This window comes from Pseudomonas sp. MDT2-39-1 (genome assembly GCF_054898085.1).
In genome coordinates this window covers 1275629-1293228 of the sequence record NZ_CM142716.1, presented here as the reverse complement: position 1 = coordinate 1293228, position 17600 = coordinate 1275629, and the positions used below count along the sequence as shown (strand labels likewise).

Below are 17600 nucleotides of genomic sequence, written 5' to 3'. Positions count from 1 at the left end.
GCTCCTGCATGTTTGACTCTCTTATAAGCTTTGTGCGGGAGCAGTACCGCACAAACGAGTTTATTCCACTACATTCTCCAAGTTTTAAAGGGAACGAGCGGGACTATGTGGTGGAAACCATAGATTCGACTTTCGTTTCGAGCGTTGGTGCTTTCGTTGATCGCTTTGAACGTGAGATGTCCGATTACACAGGTAGCCCGAGAGCTATTGCCACTGTGAACGGAACAGCGGCTTTGCATGCAGCATTATTGTTGGCAGGTGTCAAAGCGGGTGAGTTGGTGGTTACCCAACCCCTGACATTTGTTGCTACCTGTAATGCCATCGCCTATTGCGGAGCACAACCTGTCTTTATTGATGTCGATCGACACACATTAGGCCTTTCCCCCGTAGCACTTGATAAGTGGCTCCATGAGTATGCACAGTTGGATGCCGATGGACTGTGCCGCCTTAAAGACGGGGGGAAGGTGGTGCGTGCCTGTGTACCCATGCACACTTTTGGTCATCCCATTGAGCTTGACCATCTGCTGAAGGTTTGTGAGCGTTGGGGGTTGATCGTAGTCGAGGATGCTGCCGAGTCGTTAGGGAGCTTCTATAAAGGTCGACATACCGGCACTTTTGGCCAATTGGGTACCCTGAGTTTTAATGGAAATAAAATCATTACCACCGGAGGCGGCGGTATGATTTTGACCAATGAACATCTAGGCGCCATAGCCAAGCATCTAACCACTACTTCCAAGCTGCCCCATCCTTATGAATATGTTCATGATGAGGTAGGTTATAACTATCGTCTTCCTAATATCAACGCCGCATTGGGGTGTGCGCAATTAGAGCAATTGGAAAGCTTCATCACCCTGAAGCGGTCGCTCGCCGCACGGTATGAGAAAGAGTTGCAAAATAGCGAGTTGCATTTTTTTCATGAGCCCAAAGATTGCCGCTCAAACTACTGGTTGAACGCCGTTATTTGTGAAAGTCGCGAGAGACGCGATGCGTTGCTCAAGGCAACAAATGATCAAGGTGTCATGACGCGACCGATTTGGCAGCTAATGAATCGTCTGCCGAGCTTCGCTACATGTCTGCGTGGAGATCTCAGTAACGCGACGTGGCTTGAAGATCGCATCGTAAACCTTCCCAGCAGCGTCATGCCGGAGTCTAGTGTGTGAAACGAAAGGTTGCCGTGTTCACTGGTACCAGGGCTGAGTATGGTCTGCTCTATTGGCTGATGAAGGATATTCAGGCGAGTCATCGTCTTGAACTCCAGCTAATCGTCAGTGGAACTCATCTTTCGCCTGAGTTCGGTGAAACCTGGAAGCAAGTGGAGCTGGATGGTTTTTCCATTGACGCGAAGGTCGAGATGCTGTTGTCTTCAGACACCTCCGTCGGTGTGGTCAAGTCCATGGGGCTCGGGACTATTGGTTTCGCTGACGCTTTGGACAGGCTCAAACCTGATGTCCTTGTGGTACTCGGTGATCGTTTTGAAGCACTGTCGATTGTTCAGGCAGCTTTAATCATGCGGATTCCGGTTGCGCATCTGCATGGTGGCGAAATCACGGAAGGTGCCTATGATGATGCGATTCGACATGCCATCAGCAAGATGTCCTACCTGCATTTTGTAGCCGCTGAGCCGTACCGGAATCGCGTCATACAGATGGGAGAGTCGCCGACGCGAGTCTTCAACGTGGGAGCCATCGGTCTCGATCATTTGCTTCGCAGTCATAGAATGAATCTCGGAGAGCTTTCTGAAAGTCTCGGATTCACGCTTGACTTGCCATTCATATTGGCAACTTACCATCCCGTTACACTACTGGAAGAAGATCCTGTGCGGAGCTTTTCTGCTGTGCTGGAAGCACTCGATCAATTTCCAGAACATCAAATAATTTTGACCTATCCAAATGCCGATAACGGGGGGCGGGCAATTATCCCGCTTCTGGAAGCCTATGCAAAAGCGCAACCGCGGCGAGTATTTGCTATTCCTTCCCTAGGCTTCCGACGTTATCTAAGCGCGGTTTCCCTAGCTGATGCTGTTGTTGGAAATTCATCGAGCGGAATTATCGAAGTCCCAGCCTTTGGTGTCCCGACCGTTAATATCGGCGCGCGCCAGCAAGGGCGTCTCGCGGCGGACTCTGTACTTCATTGTGTGGCTGAAGTTGGAGCCATCGAATCAGCACTTCGAAAAGCGTTGACAAAAGAGTTTGCTCAGCTATGTAAACACACGATTAATCCATATGGGACGGGTAATGCCGCTCAGAGCATCGTGAATGTCCTTGAACAGTTCGACGGGATATTCCACAAGTCATTCCACGATTTGAGCTGATATATGAAACAGTCCAGTAAAGACTCTGTGTACATCATCGCTGAAGCGGGCGTGAATCATAACGGCGAACGGTCATTGGCGTTTGCGTTGATAGACGCAGCCGCCGAGGCGGGCGCTGATGCTGTCAAGTTCCAGACATTTGACGCTGTGCGGCTGGCTTCGAGGCATGCGCCGAAGGCGTCCTATCAGAAAAAAAGTACTGATGAGTCTGAAAGTCAGCTATCGATGCTCAAAAAGCTGGAGTTGCCGAGAGAGTGGCACGCAGAGTTGCAGAGTTACGCTAGAGGCAAAGGGATTGAGTTCTTATCTACTGCTTTTGATTCCGATAGTCTTGATTTTCTGTCTGATCTTGGAATGCCTTTTTTCAAGGTGCCCTCGGGTGAGCTGACGAATGGGCCGCTGTTATGGCAGTTTGCACGTACCGGAAAGAAATTGATTTTATCGACTGGCATGGCAACTTTGAGTGAGGTGGAGCAGGCTCTCGCAATTGTTGCCCATGCGCTGGAGTGCAATCAGGAGCCTGCTGATATGGACGAAGTCTGGCGTTGCTGGGGGATGAGTGAGTGTCGTCAACGTCTGGTAGGACATGTAACACTGCTTCACTGTACGTCTCAGTACCCGACGCCATGGAGTGAGGTCAACTTGAAAGCTATGGATACATTGGCTAATGCCTTCAGCCTGGACGTAGGTTATTCAGACCATACAGAGGGCTGTCTGATTCCTGTTGCTGCGGTGGCTCGCGGAGCCAAGGTCATTGAAAAGCATTTCACGCTTGATCGATTCCTCCCCGGGCCAGATCACAAAGCCTCATTGGAACCTGCTGAACTAAAACAAATGGTTTCGGAAATTCGTGCTCTGGAACTTGCTCTAGGTAGTTCATGTAAAGCACCCCAAACTAGCGAATGGGATACGCGCAAGGCTGCGAGACAACAAGTAGTTGCCGCTCGGGATATCGCCGCGGGTTCTAAATTATCGAGGAAAGATTTAAGCACTGCACGCAGCGGGCACGGTTTGCCGGCTACAGCGTTGTGGCGTTTGGTCGGTAGTGTTTCGGCTCGTGCTTATCAAGCGGGCGATGTGATAGCTGATCAATGAAAATATTATCTGACTGTGACCTGCCATTAGTCATAATTGGTGCCGGTGGGCATGCAAAGGTACTCCTTTCGCTGGCTCAGGCACTGGGCTTGACTATCCATGGTGTATGCGCGCCGGAGTTGCGAGAACAGGGGGCTAGCAAATGGCGAGGTTACAAGGTGCTTGGCGGGGATGAAGCCCTTGAAATGCTCGACCCCAGTGCGGTGGGACTGGTCAATGGTATCGGTCAATTGGTCGGCAGTGTCGGTAGACGTAAAGCTTATGAACGGTTCGCAGCCAAAGGCTTTCGTTTTCCAGCATTGATCCATCCCGCAGCCTGGGTTGATCCTAGCGTTACTCTGTACGATGGCTCACAAATCATGGCCGGAGCAATCATTCAGGCTGATACGGTAATAGGCGCCAATTCGATCGTCAATACCAGAGCCAGCATTGATCATGACTGTCGTATCGGCTCGCATGTACACATTGCTCCTGGAGCTACTCTGTGTGGAAATGTGCTGGTTGGAGAGCGAGCGTTTATTGCTTGTAACGCGGCTGTGATACAGGGAATCAATGTTGGAGACGATGCGGTCGTCGGAGCTGGAGCTGTTTTGGTTCGAGATCTAGCCGCCCACAATATAATGTTTGGCTCCAGAGCAACGAGTCGCTTTGTGCCAAATAAGTAATTAAAAGAAGGTATTCAATGAAGCAGTGGGAGTTAACGCTCGTCGGCCCAGAAGTCTCTCTGGTGGAAGCGATTGCTACGCTTGATCGTGTGGCGATGAAAATTGTTATGGTCGTCGATCACGAGCGTCGTCTCTTGGGTACGGTAACAGATGGAGATATCCGCAGAGCTTTATTGAAACGGCAGTCCCTTGACACACCGATCCGTGACGTTATGTGTGCCACTCCAAGGACCGCAGAAGAAGGTTGGGATAAGGCTAGAATTCTGGCTGTGATGGAAAAATACAAGCTATTGCAGCTGCCAGTAGTAGACCCGCAAGGATTGGTCATTGGCTTAGAAACCCTACAGGACCTTTTGGATAATCAGCGTAGAGATAACCCTGTATTCCTGATGGCAGGTGGTTTCGGTACCAGACTACGGCCCTTGACCCAAAATTGCCCGAAGCCCCTACTCAAAGTAGGTGAGAAGCCAATCCTTGAACTTATTCTTCAAAGTTTTATTAACTCAGGCTTCCATCGTTTCTTTATTTCTACTCATTATATGCCCGAGATGATTCGTGAACATTTCGGAGATGGGAGTAACTGGGGAGTCGATATTCGCTATGTACACGAAGAGGAACCTTTGGGTACTGGCGGAGCATTGGGCCTGCTACCACATGATGAGATCGATCTACCCCTGTTCATGATGAATGGCGATTTGTTAACAACGCTTAACTTTTTAAATCTGATGGAGTTCCATCAGAAGCATGCTGGTGCTGCGACCATGTGTGTGCGTGAATTTGAATATTGTGTGCCTTATGGTGTTATTCAAAGTGAGGGTCATCGAATTCGTTCGATGGTAGAAAAGCCGATACAACGATTTTTTATCAATGCTGGTATTTATATTCTATCGCCGGACTTGGTGAAAAGTGTTGCGCCAGGAACGCGCGTCGATATGCCAACATTATTAGAGACAGAGATAGCCAAAGGGCGGGATGTCAACATGTTCCCCGTTCATGAGTATTGGTTGGATATCGGGCGAATGGAAGACTTCCAACGAGCTCAGCAAGAGTTTGGTTCTTTATGAGTGCAACTCAGACTTATCTCGTTATAGGCAGTGGTAGTATTGCGCGCCGCCATATGATGAACATCAAGGAAATATTTCCTTCTGTTCGCATCGGATGTGTTTCTTCGTCTGGAAGGGCTTTGTCAATTGAGGAGGTTGGTGTTGATACTATCATTTATGAAAGTATTGAACTGGCGCTGCTCGATAGGCCGACATTAGCAATAGTTGCTTCGCCTGCTCCTTTTCATGTCAATCAAGCTGTTCGACTGCTACAAGCTGGAATCCCCGTTCTAATTGAGAAGCCGCTATCAAGCTCAATGGTTGCGTTTGAAACTGAGGGTTCAGTATTACTGGAACATCAAGGTAAGGTTGAAGTTGGTTATAATTTACGTTTTATGCCATCTGCATCCAAGCTAAAATTATTGCTAGAAGAACGCTTTCTAGGCGATATTTATAATGTTGTTGTGGACGTTGGCCAGTACCTGCCTCATTGGCGTCCAGCAAGTGATTATAGGGGAAATGTTTCTGCACGCCAGGCTTTAGGCGGTGGAGTGTTACTTGAACTCAGTCATGAGTTGGATTATCTAAAGTGGTTATTTGGTAGCTTTACGACAGCCTTTTGTGTTTCCCGGAACTCCGGGGCGCTGGAAGTTGATGTGGAAGATCAGGTCGACGCAATCCTAGTCAGTAGCAAAGGTCTTGTTGCGAACTTGCACATGGATTTTTTGCAACGTACTCCTACGCGCTCGTGCAAAATTTTGGGCCAGCATGGCACCTTGATATGGGATCTATTGCGCAACCGTATTGTGCACTTCAAAGAAAAAGACGTAGAAACGGTGCTGTTCGAAGACTCGAATTATGATAGAAATTTGATGTATCAAGATGAGTTGATTCATTTTTCTAAAGTCGCATCCGGTCTGTGTCAACCCATGGTCAGCTTGAAGGATGGGTTAGAAACATTAAAGCTGATTGATGCATTAAGACACTCCTCAGATTCGAAACAAATCGTAAATATTGAAGAGTATTTATCTTGACAGTCTATGCTTTTATTTTTGCTAGAGGTAACTCGAAAGGATTACCCGGGAAAAACATCAAGCTTCTCGGCGGGATCCCCCTTCTAGGACATTCTATTCGAGTGGCTAGAGAGGTCGCGTCCATAGATAAGATTTTTGTATCAACGGACTCGGAAGAAATTGCCGCCGTTGCTGCGGATTATTCTGTCGAAGTAATTAAAAGACCTGAGCATCTGGCCAGTGACACCGCACCAGAATGGTTAGCCTGGCGTCATGCAATTGAATATCTGAATGCGCGTGGTGAAAAATTCGATTTATTCCTCAGTCTTCCAGCCACTAGCCCTTTAAGAAGTGCATGCGACGTGCAGAACTGCTTGGATGCAGTTAATCCAGAAATAGACGTTGTCGTGACGGTTACACCCGCATCCCGTAGCCCATATTTCAATATGCTCGTGCGAGATAATGATGGTGTGAGCGAGTTAGTGTGTTCGGGCAGTAATATCAAAAGACGTCAGGATGCCCCGCCAGTTTATGATATGACAACAGTTGCCTATGTGGCGCGGCCTGAATTTATTCTCGAACAAGATGGAATATTCTCCGGAAAGGTAAGGTCTGTCGTCGTTCCAAAAGAGCGCGCCGCTGATATTGATGACATCTACGATTTTAAAATGGCTGAGTTTTTTTTAGCAGATAAAGGTAACGGTCATGTTGAGAAATAAAACCATTCTGGTCGCAGGTGCCGGTGGGCTGCTTGGCGCTAGATTGGTAGCGACGCTCATTGAACAAGGTGCATCAGTAGTAGCAATTGATGTCAATCGGCAATCGATGATGGCGCGCCTGGAAAAAACGGTCGCAGGTAATGGCCTGGAAAAAATCACTGGTATTCAACTTGATTTAAGTGATTCAAATCAAGTCAAACTGTTTTTTTCAACAGCGACAGGCTTGGACGGTGCCGTCAACTGTGCATACCCAAGGAACAAAAAATATGGCGCCAAGCTTTTTGACGTAGAACTTGAGGATTTTAATGAAAACGTTTCTCTCCACTTGGGGTCGTCGTTCTTGTTCATGCAGCAGTGCGCCGCGTACTTTCAACGTGAACACAGGCCGTTCTCATTAGTTAACATATCTTCTATCTATGGTGTTATTGCACCGAAATTTGAAGTGTACGAGAACACTCCAATGACGATGCCGGTGGAGTATGCGGCAATCAAGTCGGCCTTGCTGCAATTAAGCAGATACTTGACAAGTTACGTGTCTGATAGCCTTTTCAGATCTAATTGTGTTAGCCCTGGGGGGATATTTGATAAGCAACCGGAGCAATTTTTAGAAGAATATAGAAAGCATTGTTTGGGGAAGGGGATGCTTGATATAGATGACGTAACGGGCTCAATCGTATTTTTGCTCTCTGATAGCTCCAAGTATCTTAATGGTCAAAATTTGATTGTAGATGATGGTTTTTCATTGTAGCTCATTGATGTTGACATTATAAGTATATATTAAAAGTTGTATCGGAGCTGTATGCGAATCTTATGATATTAATAATTATTTTTTACATGCTTGCGATATTTCTGATTTTTAGAAACAAGCGAGCACTTAGCCCTTCAAATGTTGTGTTTGCTAGTTATTTCTTATATTTTGTTTTTCCGGGGTTGCTGTTTTATTTTCTCGAAGCTATTAGTTGGGAATATGTTCTTCCTTGGGGAAAGATAAACGACTGGTCAGCCCTTTCCGATGAAGCTGTATTGTCCTACGTATATGTATTTACACTCTTTTTCATTAGTACCAGAGTGTTGGAGTCGTTAATTGATCGGCGTCCCACTGTCGATTTCTTCCAGGATATTCGGGTAAGACCTCTCGGGATTGTTGTATGTGCTGCGATGATTCTAGTAGGAGGGATCTACTTTTTTGAGGTGACTGGCGGGACAGACGCGTGGTTCAACGATTATAGCCAGACCTATCTTGAAAAAAAGAAAGGCTATGGGATTCTAAACTTTCTCTTGTTGATGGGCGCTAACTTTCTTGCCTTTACTCTGGGAGTGTATTGGCGTACAGAGAATAAAATCAGTGTGTTACTGGTAAGTTTCGTTATTGTTGTGCTGGTTTTTTGTGCTTATATTCAAGGTATAAAAAGTAGGATGTTCTACTTTATGATCTTTTTTAGCCTTCCATGGTTATGTGCATACAAGCTAACCATTGCAAAAGGTACATTGATGTTCATTGGGTTTGTTCTGTTGTTTAGTTTTGCAATGTATTTTAGGTCTAACGGTTTTTACAATACACCTGAAATGCTTCTGGAATATTTTTTAAGCTACTTTAATACTATTTTTCTGCACGATATGATTTTACGAGATATGCCGTCGGATTTTTTTCTTACCGTTCAGTACCCATTCAATAAATGGTTAACTTTCGTAGGCGTTCCTTCAGAAGGATATCTGCATGATATCAGCCGATGGCTCACATCTATTTACTTTCCTTCTCAATGGTTCGATGAATCAGCTACTCAGCAGTGGCCAATTGAGACTGAGCTATATTTAAACTATGGATATTATATTTATTGGATTATTCCAATATTTTTGTATTCTTTATATATTTGCATGCTGTACTTGATGCGCTTTAGAGGCGGGCCTGTCTTTGTATTTATTTATGTGTCGGAACTGCTTCTTTTCCTAAGTATGTTCAGAGGAAGTATGTTGCAGTGGATTGCGCTATTTAATTTAGTTTTTTATTGTGCCCTTTGGTTTTCGAGACGCTTATTATTTGTCCGGGTTCAGTCGAAACTAATGGCAAATAACGAAAAATTTTAACGTTGTTATTCTGATCATACTAGTAGGGGTTATGTTGAGGGACAATCTAATTCGTTGCGTAAATATCATTCTTCGCGGCATGACACTGATTAGTAAATTTGTATTGATTTTTTTTCTCGCTAAATTCCTCCAGTCTAGCGAGGTGGGGTTGTACGGATTATTGTCTGCAACGATTGGATATGCCTTATACGTTGTCGGCTTCGAGTTTTACAATTTCTCTACACGCGAGATGATTGGTGAAGATTCAAAACATTGGTTGGGGATGATCAGAGACCAGCTAGTACTTTATTTGATTTTATATGTGGTGTTTCTGCCATTTGCATTGTTTGTTTTTTTCAAGGGATGGCTGCCCTGGACTCATGTTTTTTGGTTTTTGGGTTTGGCGTTGCTTGAACATATAGCTCAAGAACTAAATCGCATACTGGTTGCTATTTCAGAGCAGTTGCTCGCGAGTTTTGTACTGTTCTTGCGCAGTGGCGCTTGGTGTTTAGCGGTGGTGGCGATCATGTGGGCTGACCCAGCCTTACGCAATCTAGAATTCGTGTTGGGGGGCTGGGTTCTCGGTTGTTTATTTGCTTGTTTAATAGCGGTTAGAAAAATTCTGAGTTTCGATAAGACCTCAATAGCTAGTGCTGTCAATTGGGTTTGGATTGCTAGGGGGATCAAAGTTGCAATTCCACTTCTAATAGCGAGTCTTGCAATGCGAGGGGTTTTTACATTCGATAGATATTGGGTGGAAAGTATCTCTAATTTGAGTGTGTTGGGATCGTATGTGTTGTTTGTCGGTATGGCATCTGCAGTGTTGTCTTTTTTAGACGCAGGGGTAATCGTCTTTTTTTATCCAAAGTTAGTAGCGTCTGCAAAAAATGGGAACTTGGTTGCTTTTAAAAAAGATATGAAGGACTTGACGTTTAATATTGTAGGGGTAACCGCATTTCTGGTTGCCGCGTGTTACGGCGTTAGTGGTTTCGTTTTGCAGTGGTTAGACAACTCTGTATATACAGAGAATATTTTTATTTTGTATTGGTTATTGCTAGCAGTCACCATATATTCAGTTAGTATGATTCCGCACCTGGGTCTCTATGCTTTTGGTCATGATAAAGCAATTTCTTATAGTCAGTTGATCGGTTTTTTTGTATTTTTAGGTTTTGCTTACAGTCTCGGTGATAAGTTGGGGGTTGTTGCCATACCGCTAGCTATGTGTGTGGCATTTACCCTGATATTGGGTTGGAAACTAATTTCGTATTGGTCAATGTTGTCGGTGCGAGGAGCTTCTACTTGAGTTGAAGAATTCCCTGTTGTCAGGTTTACGCTGGTACGTATTGCTTATTAATTTAAAATTGTGAGTGTCATATTGTTCGGCATGTATTGTTTGACATATAAGAATTTTTAAAGTACTGATCTGTAGATACTACGGGTGCTTCCAGGATGATTTTCTGCGGTGGTTTTTTATGAATAACCAGAAGTTGAGATTTATTGTTGATTATATCTGGGCTACTGAAAATGAAATCTCCATCGACAAGAGTGTTTATGCGCTTTCGGGTGTTTCGCCAGAAGAACTGAATTATGCTCCTCGTCCTGCAAAAGTGCTTAACAGATTCATTCGGAATAGAAAGTTTTTCAAGCTGCTCATAGTAATCTTGAAGATAATATGGCGCTTCGGTGGTGCTGCGACATACTTTTTATACGAGATGATGATCTATTATCGTTACTCCACGCGCTGCACCAGTAAATTGAATCAGTGCCGTGATGTAGGTGAATATGCTATAGCTTTTTCGTCACGTGCAGCCGATATTTTGCAGCCAACAGTCCTTGGTTTTGAGCCGAAATGCTGGATTACTTTTCCATGGGCCCCATTAAATGTGACTGGCCAAAGCAAACAGTATGTCGACGTATTTTCTCTGCTAAATGGAAAAGATTTCATCAGTGCTTATATACTTGCTGTTATAGCTTCAAGAAAACTTGCGTCTCGTAAGCAAACGTTGAACTGGACATTGCAAAGCTATACTGCTTTTCGGTGGTTTGTTGTCAGAATTGCCCTTGAGAAACTTAACATTAATCGGTTGTTGATCGCTGAACATTACGATAGATGGGCGGTTCTCACTGACAGAGTTATCTCGAAGCAGCTACGTCGTCCATCTTTGCATCCGGAAAATAGAGTAGAACTGGTTTTAATGCAGCACGGTGCACTTTCCGGCCTGACATTAGCAGAATGTAAACCTCAAGTGGGGTTGTCATTTGAGCTTAAACACCGCCTTACGAGCGTAACTAAACTTCATGTGTATGACGATTCTTCTCGTATGGTCTTTGAGACGGATATTTTTTCAGCTGGCTGCGTTGCCAGGGGAGTGGCAGTTAATTATTTTCAGCCGACGATCGAGTTGACTCGCTTGTCTTCTACAAATGCGATCAAAATTTTATTTGTTGGGCACCCAATATGCGAGGCTTTACATGTGCATATATATAAAAAGCTAAAACATGAATATAGCGCAAGTTTTTACTACAAGCCGCATCCGACAGCTGGGCTGAGCGAATCGGTGAAACGAGAAGATTGGCAAATCATTGAGGGTAGAAATTCTTTCCCTGAAGTCGATTTCCTTATAGCTTATCCATCTACGCTCGTGAGTGAGTATGCTGCATCCGGCATTTCTGCGGTGCTCCATTCGTTAGACTTGGGTAAGGATTTTTCCGCTGGCCTTCTAGGGTCAGTCAAGTCAAAATTAGACACACTGGCTTGCAAGAAACGGGTGTGAGTATGGTTTCTATTTTTTTGGGGTGGACATGAGCAATAAAACTTACCAGATGTGTTCCCGCTGCATTATGGATAGCAGTGATCCACATATCCATTTTAATGAACACGGGCTATGCGATTACTGTGTAAATTTTGATTTCGTCATCAAGCCAAATTGGCACCCCGACGAACGTGGTTACGCTGAGCTCATGAAGCTGAGTGAGAAAATCAAGAAAGACGGCAAGGGTCGTGATTTTGATTGCATCATCGGTCTGAGCGGGGGCTTGGATAGCTCATATGTAAGTTATATCGCCAAAGAGAAAATGGGCTTGCGGCCTTTGCTTTTTCATGTTGATGCCGGTTGGAATACTGACCAGGCGGTCGGGAATATAGAGAAACTGGTCGACGGTCTTGGGCTGGATCTTTTCACTGAGGTTATCAATTGGGAAGAGATGAAAGATCTGCAGGTGGCCTTTCTAAAGGCGCAGATTTCCGATCAGGATCTCCCACAAGACATAGCGTTCTTTTCCGGTCTTTATAAATTCGCCAAGAAGCATCGCATAAAATATATATTGACAGGCGGGAATTTTTCTACCGAGTGCTGCCGAGAGCCTGAGGAGTGGGGCGGATACCCAGGAATAGACAAGCGACTAATTAAAGATATTCATTCAAAGTTTGGACGTCGTATATTAAAAAGTTTTCCTATCGTGGATATCCTTTCCTACAAACTCTATTATCGATTCATGCTGGGTATGAAGGTTGTTAAACCATTGAACCTCATTCCTTATGTCAAGCAAGAAGCCGAAGCGACGCTAAATCAATTGTTTGGCTGGAAAAAATTCCAACACAAGCACCACGAGTCTCGCTTCACGCGTTTTTATGAGGACTTCTGGATGCCTCGAAAATTTGGTTATGAGAAACGTAGGGCTCATTTTTCAAGCTTGATTATGACCGGACAGATGACTCGAGATGCTGCACTCGAACGTATTGCCAAACCTGAGTTGGACGAACAGTTTTTAAAATCCGAGTTTGAGTATGTTGCAAACAAACTTGACCTAACTGTAGATGATTTGCAGGCGATATTTGATGGCGAAAACAAAACCTGTTCTAATTATAAAAACAAACGTTTTCTGATTGGAATAGGTTCGCGTGTGTTGAGTGCCATTGGCCTGGAGAGAAGACTGTTCAGATGATCACGATCATTGATTATGGGTTGGGCAATATTCAAGCTTTCGTGAATGTATACAAGCGGCTGCACATACCTGTAGCGGTCGCAAAGTGTGCTGATGATCTTGAAGGGGCAAGCAAACTCATACTGCCAGGCGTTGGTGCGTTCGATCATGCTATCGAGCGCTTGAATGCGTCGGGTATGCGTCCGATTCTGGATGAACTCGTCCAAGATCGGAAAATTCCGGTTCTAGGTATCTGTGTGGGAATGCAAATTCTTGCAGATACCAGCGAAGAGGGCTCCTTGCCTGGATTGGGATGGGTGCCAGGTAGCGTTCGGTCGTTCAAGGCAATCCCTCAACTAAAGGATTTGGCTCTTCCTCATATGGGGTGGAATGACGTCAGTCCAGCGCAAGGATCATCTCTATTCAAGGGGTTCGAGGCGGATGCGCGCTTTTATTTCCTGCATTCGTATTTTTTTGATTGTGCTGAAGTAAATAATGTAGCCGCTACCTCTTCTTACGGGCTGGATTTTAGTTGTGCAGTCAGGGCCGACAATGTTTATGGCGTCCAATTTCATCCCGAGAAAAGCCATCATTTTGGTGTAGGGTTGTTGAAGAATTTCGCGGAGCTATAAAATGTTAAGACCGAGAATTATTCCATGCCTTTTGATTCAAGACAGTGGGTTGGTCAAGACCGTTAGATTTAAAGATCCTAAGTATGTTGGAGATCCTATCAACGCCGTTAAGATATTTAACGAAAAGGAAGCCGATGAACTTATCGTTATCGACATTGACGCCACTGCTAATGGTGTTGAACCAAATTATAAGCAGATAGCCAATCTTGCGGCTGAATGCCGCATGCCCTTGTGTTATGGGGGCGGGATTCGTACAGCCGAGCAAGCGAAGAAAATTATCGCGCTGGGTGTAGAGAAGGTAGCTATAAGCTCTGCAGCCCTTGAGAACCCAGGTCTCATTTCTCAGATAGCCGAAGAAATTGGTAGTCAGAGTGTCGTCGTAGTGCTCGATTACAAACCGCGTTTACTTAGCAAAAATCACGATGTCTGGACGCATAACGGTAAACGTAATACTAAGCGAAATGTCCTCGAAGTCGCACTTGAGGTCGAAAAACTTGGAGCTGGTGAGATTGTACTGAATTCTATCGATAATGACGGTCGGATGAAGGGTTACGATATAATTCTGGCGCGAAAACTTCGTGAAATTGTTCACATACCCATTACTATCTTGGGGGGAGCAGGTTCACTTGATGACATGCGTAGTGTTGTTACTGCTTGTGGTGTTGTTGGTGTTGCGGCGGGTAGTTTTTTTGTATTTAAAGGACCTTACCGCGCGGTACTGATCAGTTACCCGACAGCTCAGCAGAAAGATGATCTAATTTATTCAGCCCTGCGACCCGAATGATATATTCAGCATCGCACGCATTGCTTCAGGACTAATTATGTTTACTGGAAAAAAACTGCTCATCTCGGGTGGCACTGGTTCTTTTGGGAACGCTGTTCTAAAACGTTTCCTTGACACTGATATAGCTGAAATTCGTATATTCAGTCGGGACGAAAAGAAGCAGGATGATATGCGTAAACGGTACGCTAATGCCAAACTCAAGTTTTATATTGGCGACGTCCGTGATTATCAAAGTGTGCTCAACGCAACGAGAGGCGTTGATTACATATTCCATGCTGCAGCGCTCAAGCAGGTTCCCTCTTGCGAGTTTCACCCTATGGAAGCGGTCAAGACTAACGTCATCGGTACAGACAATATACTTGAGGCTGCGATCCAGAACGAAATCACGCGCGTGGTGTGTTTAAGTACTGATAAAGCTGTATACCCCATTAATGCGATGGGTATCTCCAAAGCCATGATGGAAAAGGTCATGGTTGCCAAGTCGCGAAATCTCGACGAAACCAAGACAGTTATTTGTGGGACGCGCTACGGTAACGTAATGGCGTCGCGTGGCTCGGTCATCCCTTTGTTCATTGAACAAATCAGGGCAGGTCTGCCTCTGTCGATCACGGATCCAAACATGACCCGTTTCATGATGACCTTGGCTGATGCCGTGGATCTGGTTCTGTACGCTTTTGAACATGGTAATAATGGCGATCTCTTCGTGCAAAAAGCTCCGGCAGCGACCGTAGAGACGCTTGCCCGTGCTTTGACCGCAATGCTCGGAAAACCTGAACATGCAATTCAGATCATCGGCACTCGACATGGCGAGAAGCTTTACGAGGCGTTGCTGAGTCGGGAGGAAATGGCTTGTGCCGAAGATATGGGAGAGTATTTCCGAGTGCCTCCAGACCTGCGTGATCTTAATTACAGTAAATTTGTGGAGCAGGGTGAAGAGAAAATCTCCACCATGGAGGACTATAATTCACATAACACCGAGCGTCTGGACGTTGAGGGAATGAAAAAGCTGCTTCTGAAGCTGGACTTCATGCTCGCAATTCAGCGTGGCGAACACGCTGTTCCAGAGGAATAAAGCATGAAAGTATTGATCACCGGCGCAAACGGCTTCGTAGGAAAAAATCTTGTTGCTCATCTCCGAGAGCGGATCGATATTGAGATTCTACCATTTGGTCGGGAAGACAATATTACGCGGCTCAATACGCTGGTTTCGGAAGTGGATTTCATTTTCCATTTGGCCGGGGTCAATCGACCGCAACACCCGGAAGAGTTCAAAACGGGCAACACTGACCTGACACACGCGTTGGTCAGCGCGATTGTTGCTAGTGGTCGGCAGATCCCTCTGCTCTATACATCATCGATTCAAGCTGGATTAGATAATGCGTATGGAAACAGCAAGCGAGCAGCTGAAGATGCATTGCTAGTATTGTCGACCAAGCATGGCTCGGCTGTTTATTTATTTCGTCTTCCGAATGTTTTTGGTAAGTGGGCCAAGCCGAACTATAATTCGGTAGTGGCAACCTTCTGCCACAACATTACTCATAATTTGCCCATTCAGATCGCCGATTCGAAATCCTTGGTGACGCTCGTTTATATCGATGACGTTATCAAGAAATTTATCGCCGTGATGGATGGTCAGCACTTCGGCGAAACGTCGGTTGCGATCGAGCCACAATACTCTCTCTCGGTTGGCGAACTATCAGCTTATCTTCATGCCTTCCGAGAAAGTCGAAATACCATCACTACCGAGCCGGTGGGAACCGGGCTAGTGCGAGCGCTCTATTCTACATACCTGAGTTATTTGCCACCGGCAAGCTTTACTTACGACGTTCCGAAATACAGTGACCCGCGCGGCGTTTTTGTAGAAATGCTGAAAACACGTGACTCTGGCCAATTTTCTTACTTTACCGCTCATCCCGGGATCACACGTGGCGGTCATTATCATCATTCGAAAACCGAAAAATTTCTCGTGATCAAGGGAGACGCATGCTTCCGCTTCCGGCATATTGTGTCCGGTGAGTTTTACGAGTTATTCACTACAGGGGAGAAGCCTGAGATTGTCGAGACAGTGCCCGGGTGGACCCATGATGTAACCAACGTGGGTGCCGAGGAGATGATCGTTATGCTTTGGGCAAATGAGATATTCGACCGTGAGCAACCGGATACATACGCGCTTCCCGTTGGTACTCAGCCTTAAACGTATTCATGCAGAGAGCGGTAATGAAAAAACTCAAAGTTGTCACCGTCGTGGGCACCCGTCCTGAAATCATTCGGTTGTCGCGAGTCATGGCCTCGCTCGACAAGCACTGTGATCATGTCCTAGTCCATACAGGGCAAAATTATGACTATGAGCTGAACGAGATTTTTTTCCAGGATCTAGGTATCCGTAAGCCCGATTACTTCCTGAACGCTGCCGGTGCCAGCAGTGCTGAAACAATCGGTAACGTTATTATCTCGGTGGATCGAGTGCTCGCAGAGATCCAGCCTGAAGCGTTGCTGGTTCTTGGAGACACCAATAGCTGCATGGCGGTGATCCCTGCCAAGCGCCGCAAAATTCCCACGTTTCATATGGAGGCAGGAAATCGCTGCTTCGACATGCGTGTGCCGGAAGAAATCAATCGTCGTATTGTGGACCACACGGCGGACATCAACCTTACCTATAGCACTATTGCTCGTGATTATCTGTTGCGTGAAGGCCTCAGTCCTGACATGGTCATCAAAACAGGCAGTCCGATGTTTGAGGTTCTTAACTACTACCGCAAAGGTATTGAAGCGTCTGATGTGCTGGAACGTTTGTCACTCGAAGCAGGTAAGTTCTTTGTAGTCAGCGGACATCGTGAAGAAAATATCGACTCTGATAAAAACTTTCTCAAGCTGGTGGACGTACTTAACACTGTCGCAGCTCAATATGGCTTGCCCGTTATTGTTTCGACTCATCCTCGTACGCAAAAGCGCGTGGATGCACTGGGGATTATCTTCCATGAGAACGTAAGGCTGCTCAAGCCGCTCGGCTTCAAGGACTACAATAAGCTGCAGCTTGAGGCAAAGGCAGTCCTGTCTGATAGTGGGACGATTAACGAAGAGTCTTCCATCTTAAACTTCCCAGCACTCAATATCCGTGAGGCTCATGAACGGCCAGAGGGTATGGAAGAGGCTGCTGTGATGATGGTCGGGCTGGAAGTCGAGCGTGTCCTGCAAGGATTGCAAATTTTGGATAGTCAAACTCGCGGTCAATATCGCACACTTCGGCTGGTTAGCGACTACAGCATGCCTAACGTATCCGACAAAGTGACCAGGCTTGTTCACAGCTATACCGATTATGTAAACCGCGTGGTTTGGAAGCAGTATTGAAT

General features: G+C 45.7%; 17 protein-coding genes. All 17 read left to right on the top strand.

The annotated features are described in order from the left end of the window. The first annotated feature begins 8 nt into the window (after nt 1-8). The 17 genes from ACYZTM_RS06430 (at nt 9) to wecB (ending at nt 17598) form a co-directional block, all read left to right on the top strand. The gene (locus tag ACYZTM_RS06430; protein WP_461987699.1) at nt 9-1160 is read left to right on the top strand and encodes a LegC family aminotransferase; all 1152 of its coding nucleotides are present in this window, start codon (nt 9-11) and stop codon (nt 1158-1160) included. After that, a complete protein-coding gene (gene neuC / locus ACYZTM_RS06425; RefSeq protein WP_461987697.1) occupies nt 1157-2311 on the top strand; it encodes a UDP-N-acetylglucosamine 2-epimerase in 1155 nt (384 codons plus the stop codon). Before ACYZTM_RS06430 ends, neuC begins: the two co-directional genes overlap by 4 nt. Nucleotides 2312-2314: 3 nt before the next feature. Next, nucleotides 2315-3406: an N-acetylneuraminate synthase gene (gene neuB, locus ACYZTM_RS06420; protein WP_461987695.1), complete on the top strand. Its 1092-nt coding sequence runs from the start codon at nt 2315-2317 to the stop codon at nt 3404-3406. Continuing rightward, nucleotides 3403-4071, top strand: a complete 669-nt coding sequence (locus tag ACYZTM_RS06415) for an acetyltransferase (RefSeq protein ID WP_461987693.1) — start codon at nt 3403-3405, stop codon at nt 4069-4071. Before neuB ends, ACYZTM_RS06415 begins: the two co-directional genes overlap by 4 nt. A gap of 17 nt (nt 4072-4088) precedes the next feature. Then, the gene (locus ACYZTM_RS06410; RefSeq protein WP_461987691.1) at nt 4089-5135 is read left to right on the top strand and encodes a nucleotidyltransferase family protein; all 1047 of its coding nucleotides are present in this window, start codon (nt 4089-4091) and stop codon (nt 5133-5135) included. After that, the gene (locus tag ACYZTM_RS06405; protein WP_461987689.1) at nt 5132-6148 is read left to right on the top strand and encodes a Gfo/Idh/MocA family protein; all 1017 of its coding nucleotides are present in this window, start codon (nt 5132-5134) and stop codon (nt 6146-6148) included. Before ACYZTM_RS06410 ends, ACYZTM_RS06405 begins: the two co-directional genes overlap by 4 nt. Then, nucleotides 6145-6846 carry an acylneuraminate cytidylyltransferase family protein gene (locus tag ACYZTM_RS06400; RefSeq protein WP_461987687.1) on the top strand — a complete coding sequence of 234 codons (702 nt, stop codon included), beginning with the start codon at nt 6145-6147 and terminating at the stop codon, nt 6844-6846. The genes ACYZTM_RS06405 and ACYZTM_RS06400 overlap by 4 nt, the downstream gene beginning before the upstream one ends. After that, on the top strand, nt 6833-7594 hold the full coding sequence (locus ACYZTM_RS06395) for an oxidoreductase (protein WP_461987685.1): 762 nt from the start codon (nt 6833-6835) through the stop codon (nt 7592-7594). Before ACYZTM_RS06400 ends, ACYZTM_RS06395 begins: the two co-directional genes overlap by 14 nt. A gap of 62 nt (nt 7595-7656) precedes the next feature. Further along, nucleotides 7657-8931, top strand: a complete 1275-nt coding sequence (locus ACYZTM_RS06390) for a hypothetical protein (RefSeq protein ID WP_461987683.1) — start codon at nt 7657-7659, stop codon at nt 8929-8931. Between the two features lie 148 nt (nt 8932-9079). After that, complete coding sequence (locus tag ACYZTM_RS06385) at nt 9080-10213, top strand: lipopolysaccharide biosynthesis protein (protein WP_461987681.1); 1134 nt, start codon at nt 9080-9082, stop codon at nt 10211-10213. 169 nt (nt 10214-10382) lie between these two features. Then, nucleotides 10383-11684, top strand: coding sequence for a hypothetical protein (locus ACYZTM_RS06380; RefSeq protein ID WP_461987679.1), 1302 nt, complete (start codon nt 10383-10385; stop codon nt 11682-11684). A 28-nt stretch (nt 11685-11712) separates the two neighbouring features. Continuing rightward, nucleotides 11713-12855 (top strand): N-acetyl sugar amidotransferase, encoded by a 1143-nt coding sequence (locus ACYZTM_RS06375; protein ID WP_461987677.1) that lies wholly within the window; start codon nt 11713-11715, stop codon nt 12853-12855. Beyond that, complete coding sequence (gene hisH / locus ACYZTM_RS06370) at nt 12852-13466, top strand: imidazole glycerol phosphate synthase subunit HisH (RefSeq protein ID WP_461987675.1); 615 nt, start codon at nt 12852-12854, stop codon at nt 13464-13466. The genes ACYZTM_RS06375 and hisH overlap by 4 nt, the downstream gene beginning before the upstream one ends. Nucleotide 13467: 1 nt before the next feature. Beyond that, nucleotides 13468-14250: an AglZ/HisF2 family acetamidino modification protein gene (locus tag ACYZTM_RS06365; RefSeq protein WP_461987673.1), complete on the top strand. Its 783-nt coding sequence runs from the start codon at nt 13468-13470 to the stop codon at nt 14248-14250. A gap of 37 nt (nt 14251-14287) precedes the next feature. Beyond that, complete coding sequence (locus ACYZTM_RS06360) at nt 14288-15322, top strand: polysaccharide biosynthesis protein (RefSeq protein ID WP_461987671.1); 1035 nt, start codon at nt 14288-14290, stop codon at nt 15320-15322. Between the two features lie 3 nt (nt 15323-15325). Beyond that, nucleotides 15326-16444, top strand: coding sequence for a UDP-2-acetamido-2,6-beta-L-arabino-hexul-4-ose reductase (wbjC, locus tag ACYZTM_RS06355; RefSeq protein WP_461987669.1), 1119 nt, complete (start codon nt 15326-15328; stop codon nt 16442-16444). A gap of 23 nt (nt 16445-16467) precedes the next feature. Then, nucleotides 16468-17598 carry a non-hydrolyzing UDP-N-acetylglucosamine 2-epimerase gene (wecB, locus tag ACYZTM_RS06350; RefSeq protein ID WP_461987667.1) on the top strand — a complete coding sequence of 377 codons (1131 nt, stop codon included), beginning with the start codon at nt 16468-16470 and terminating at the stop codon, nt 17596-17598. Nucleotides 17599-17600: the final 2 nt, after the last annotated feature.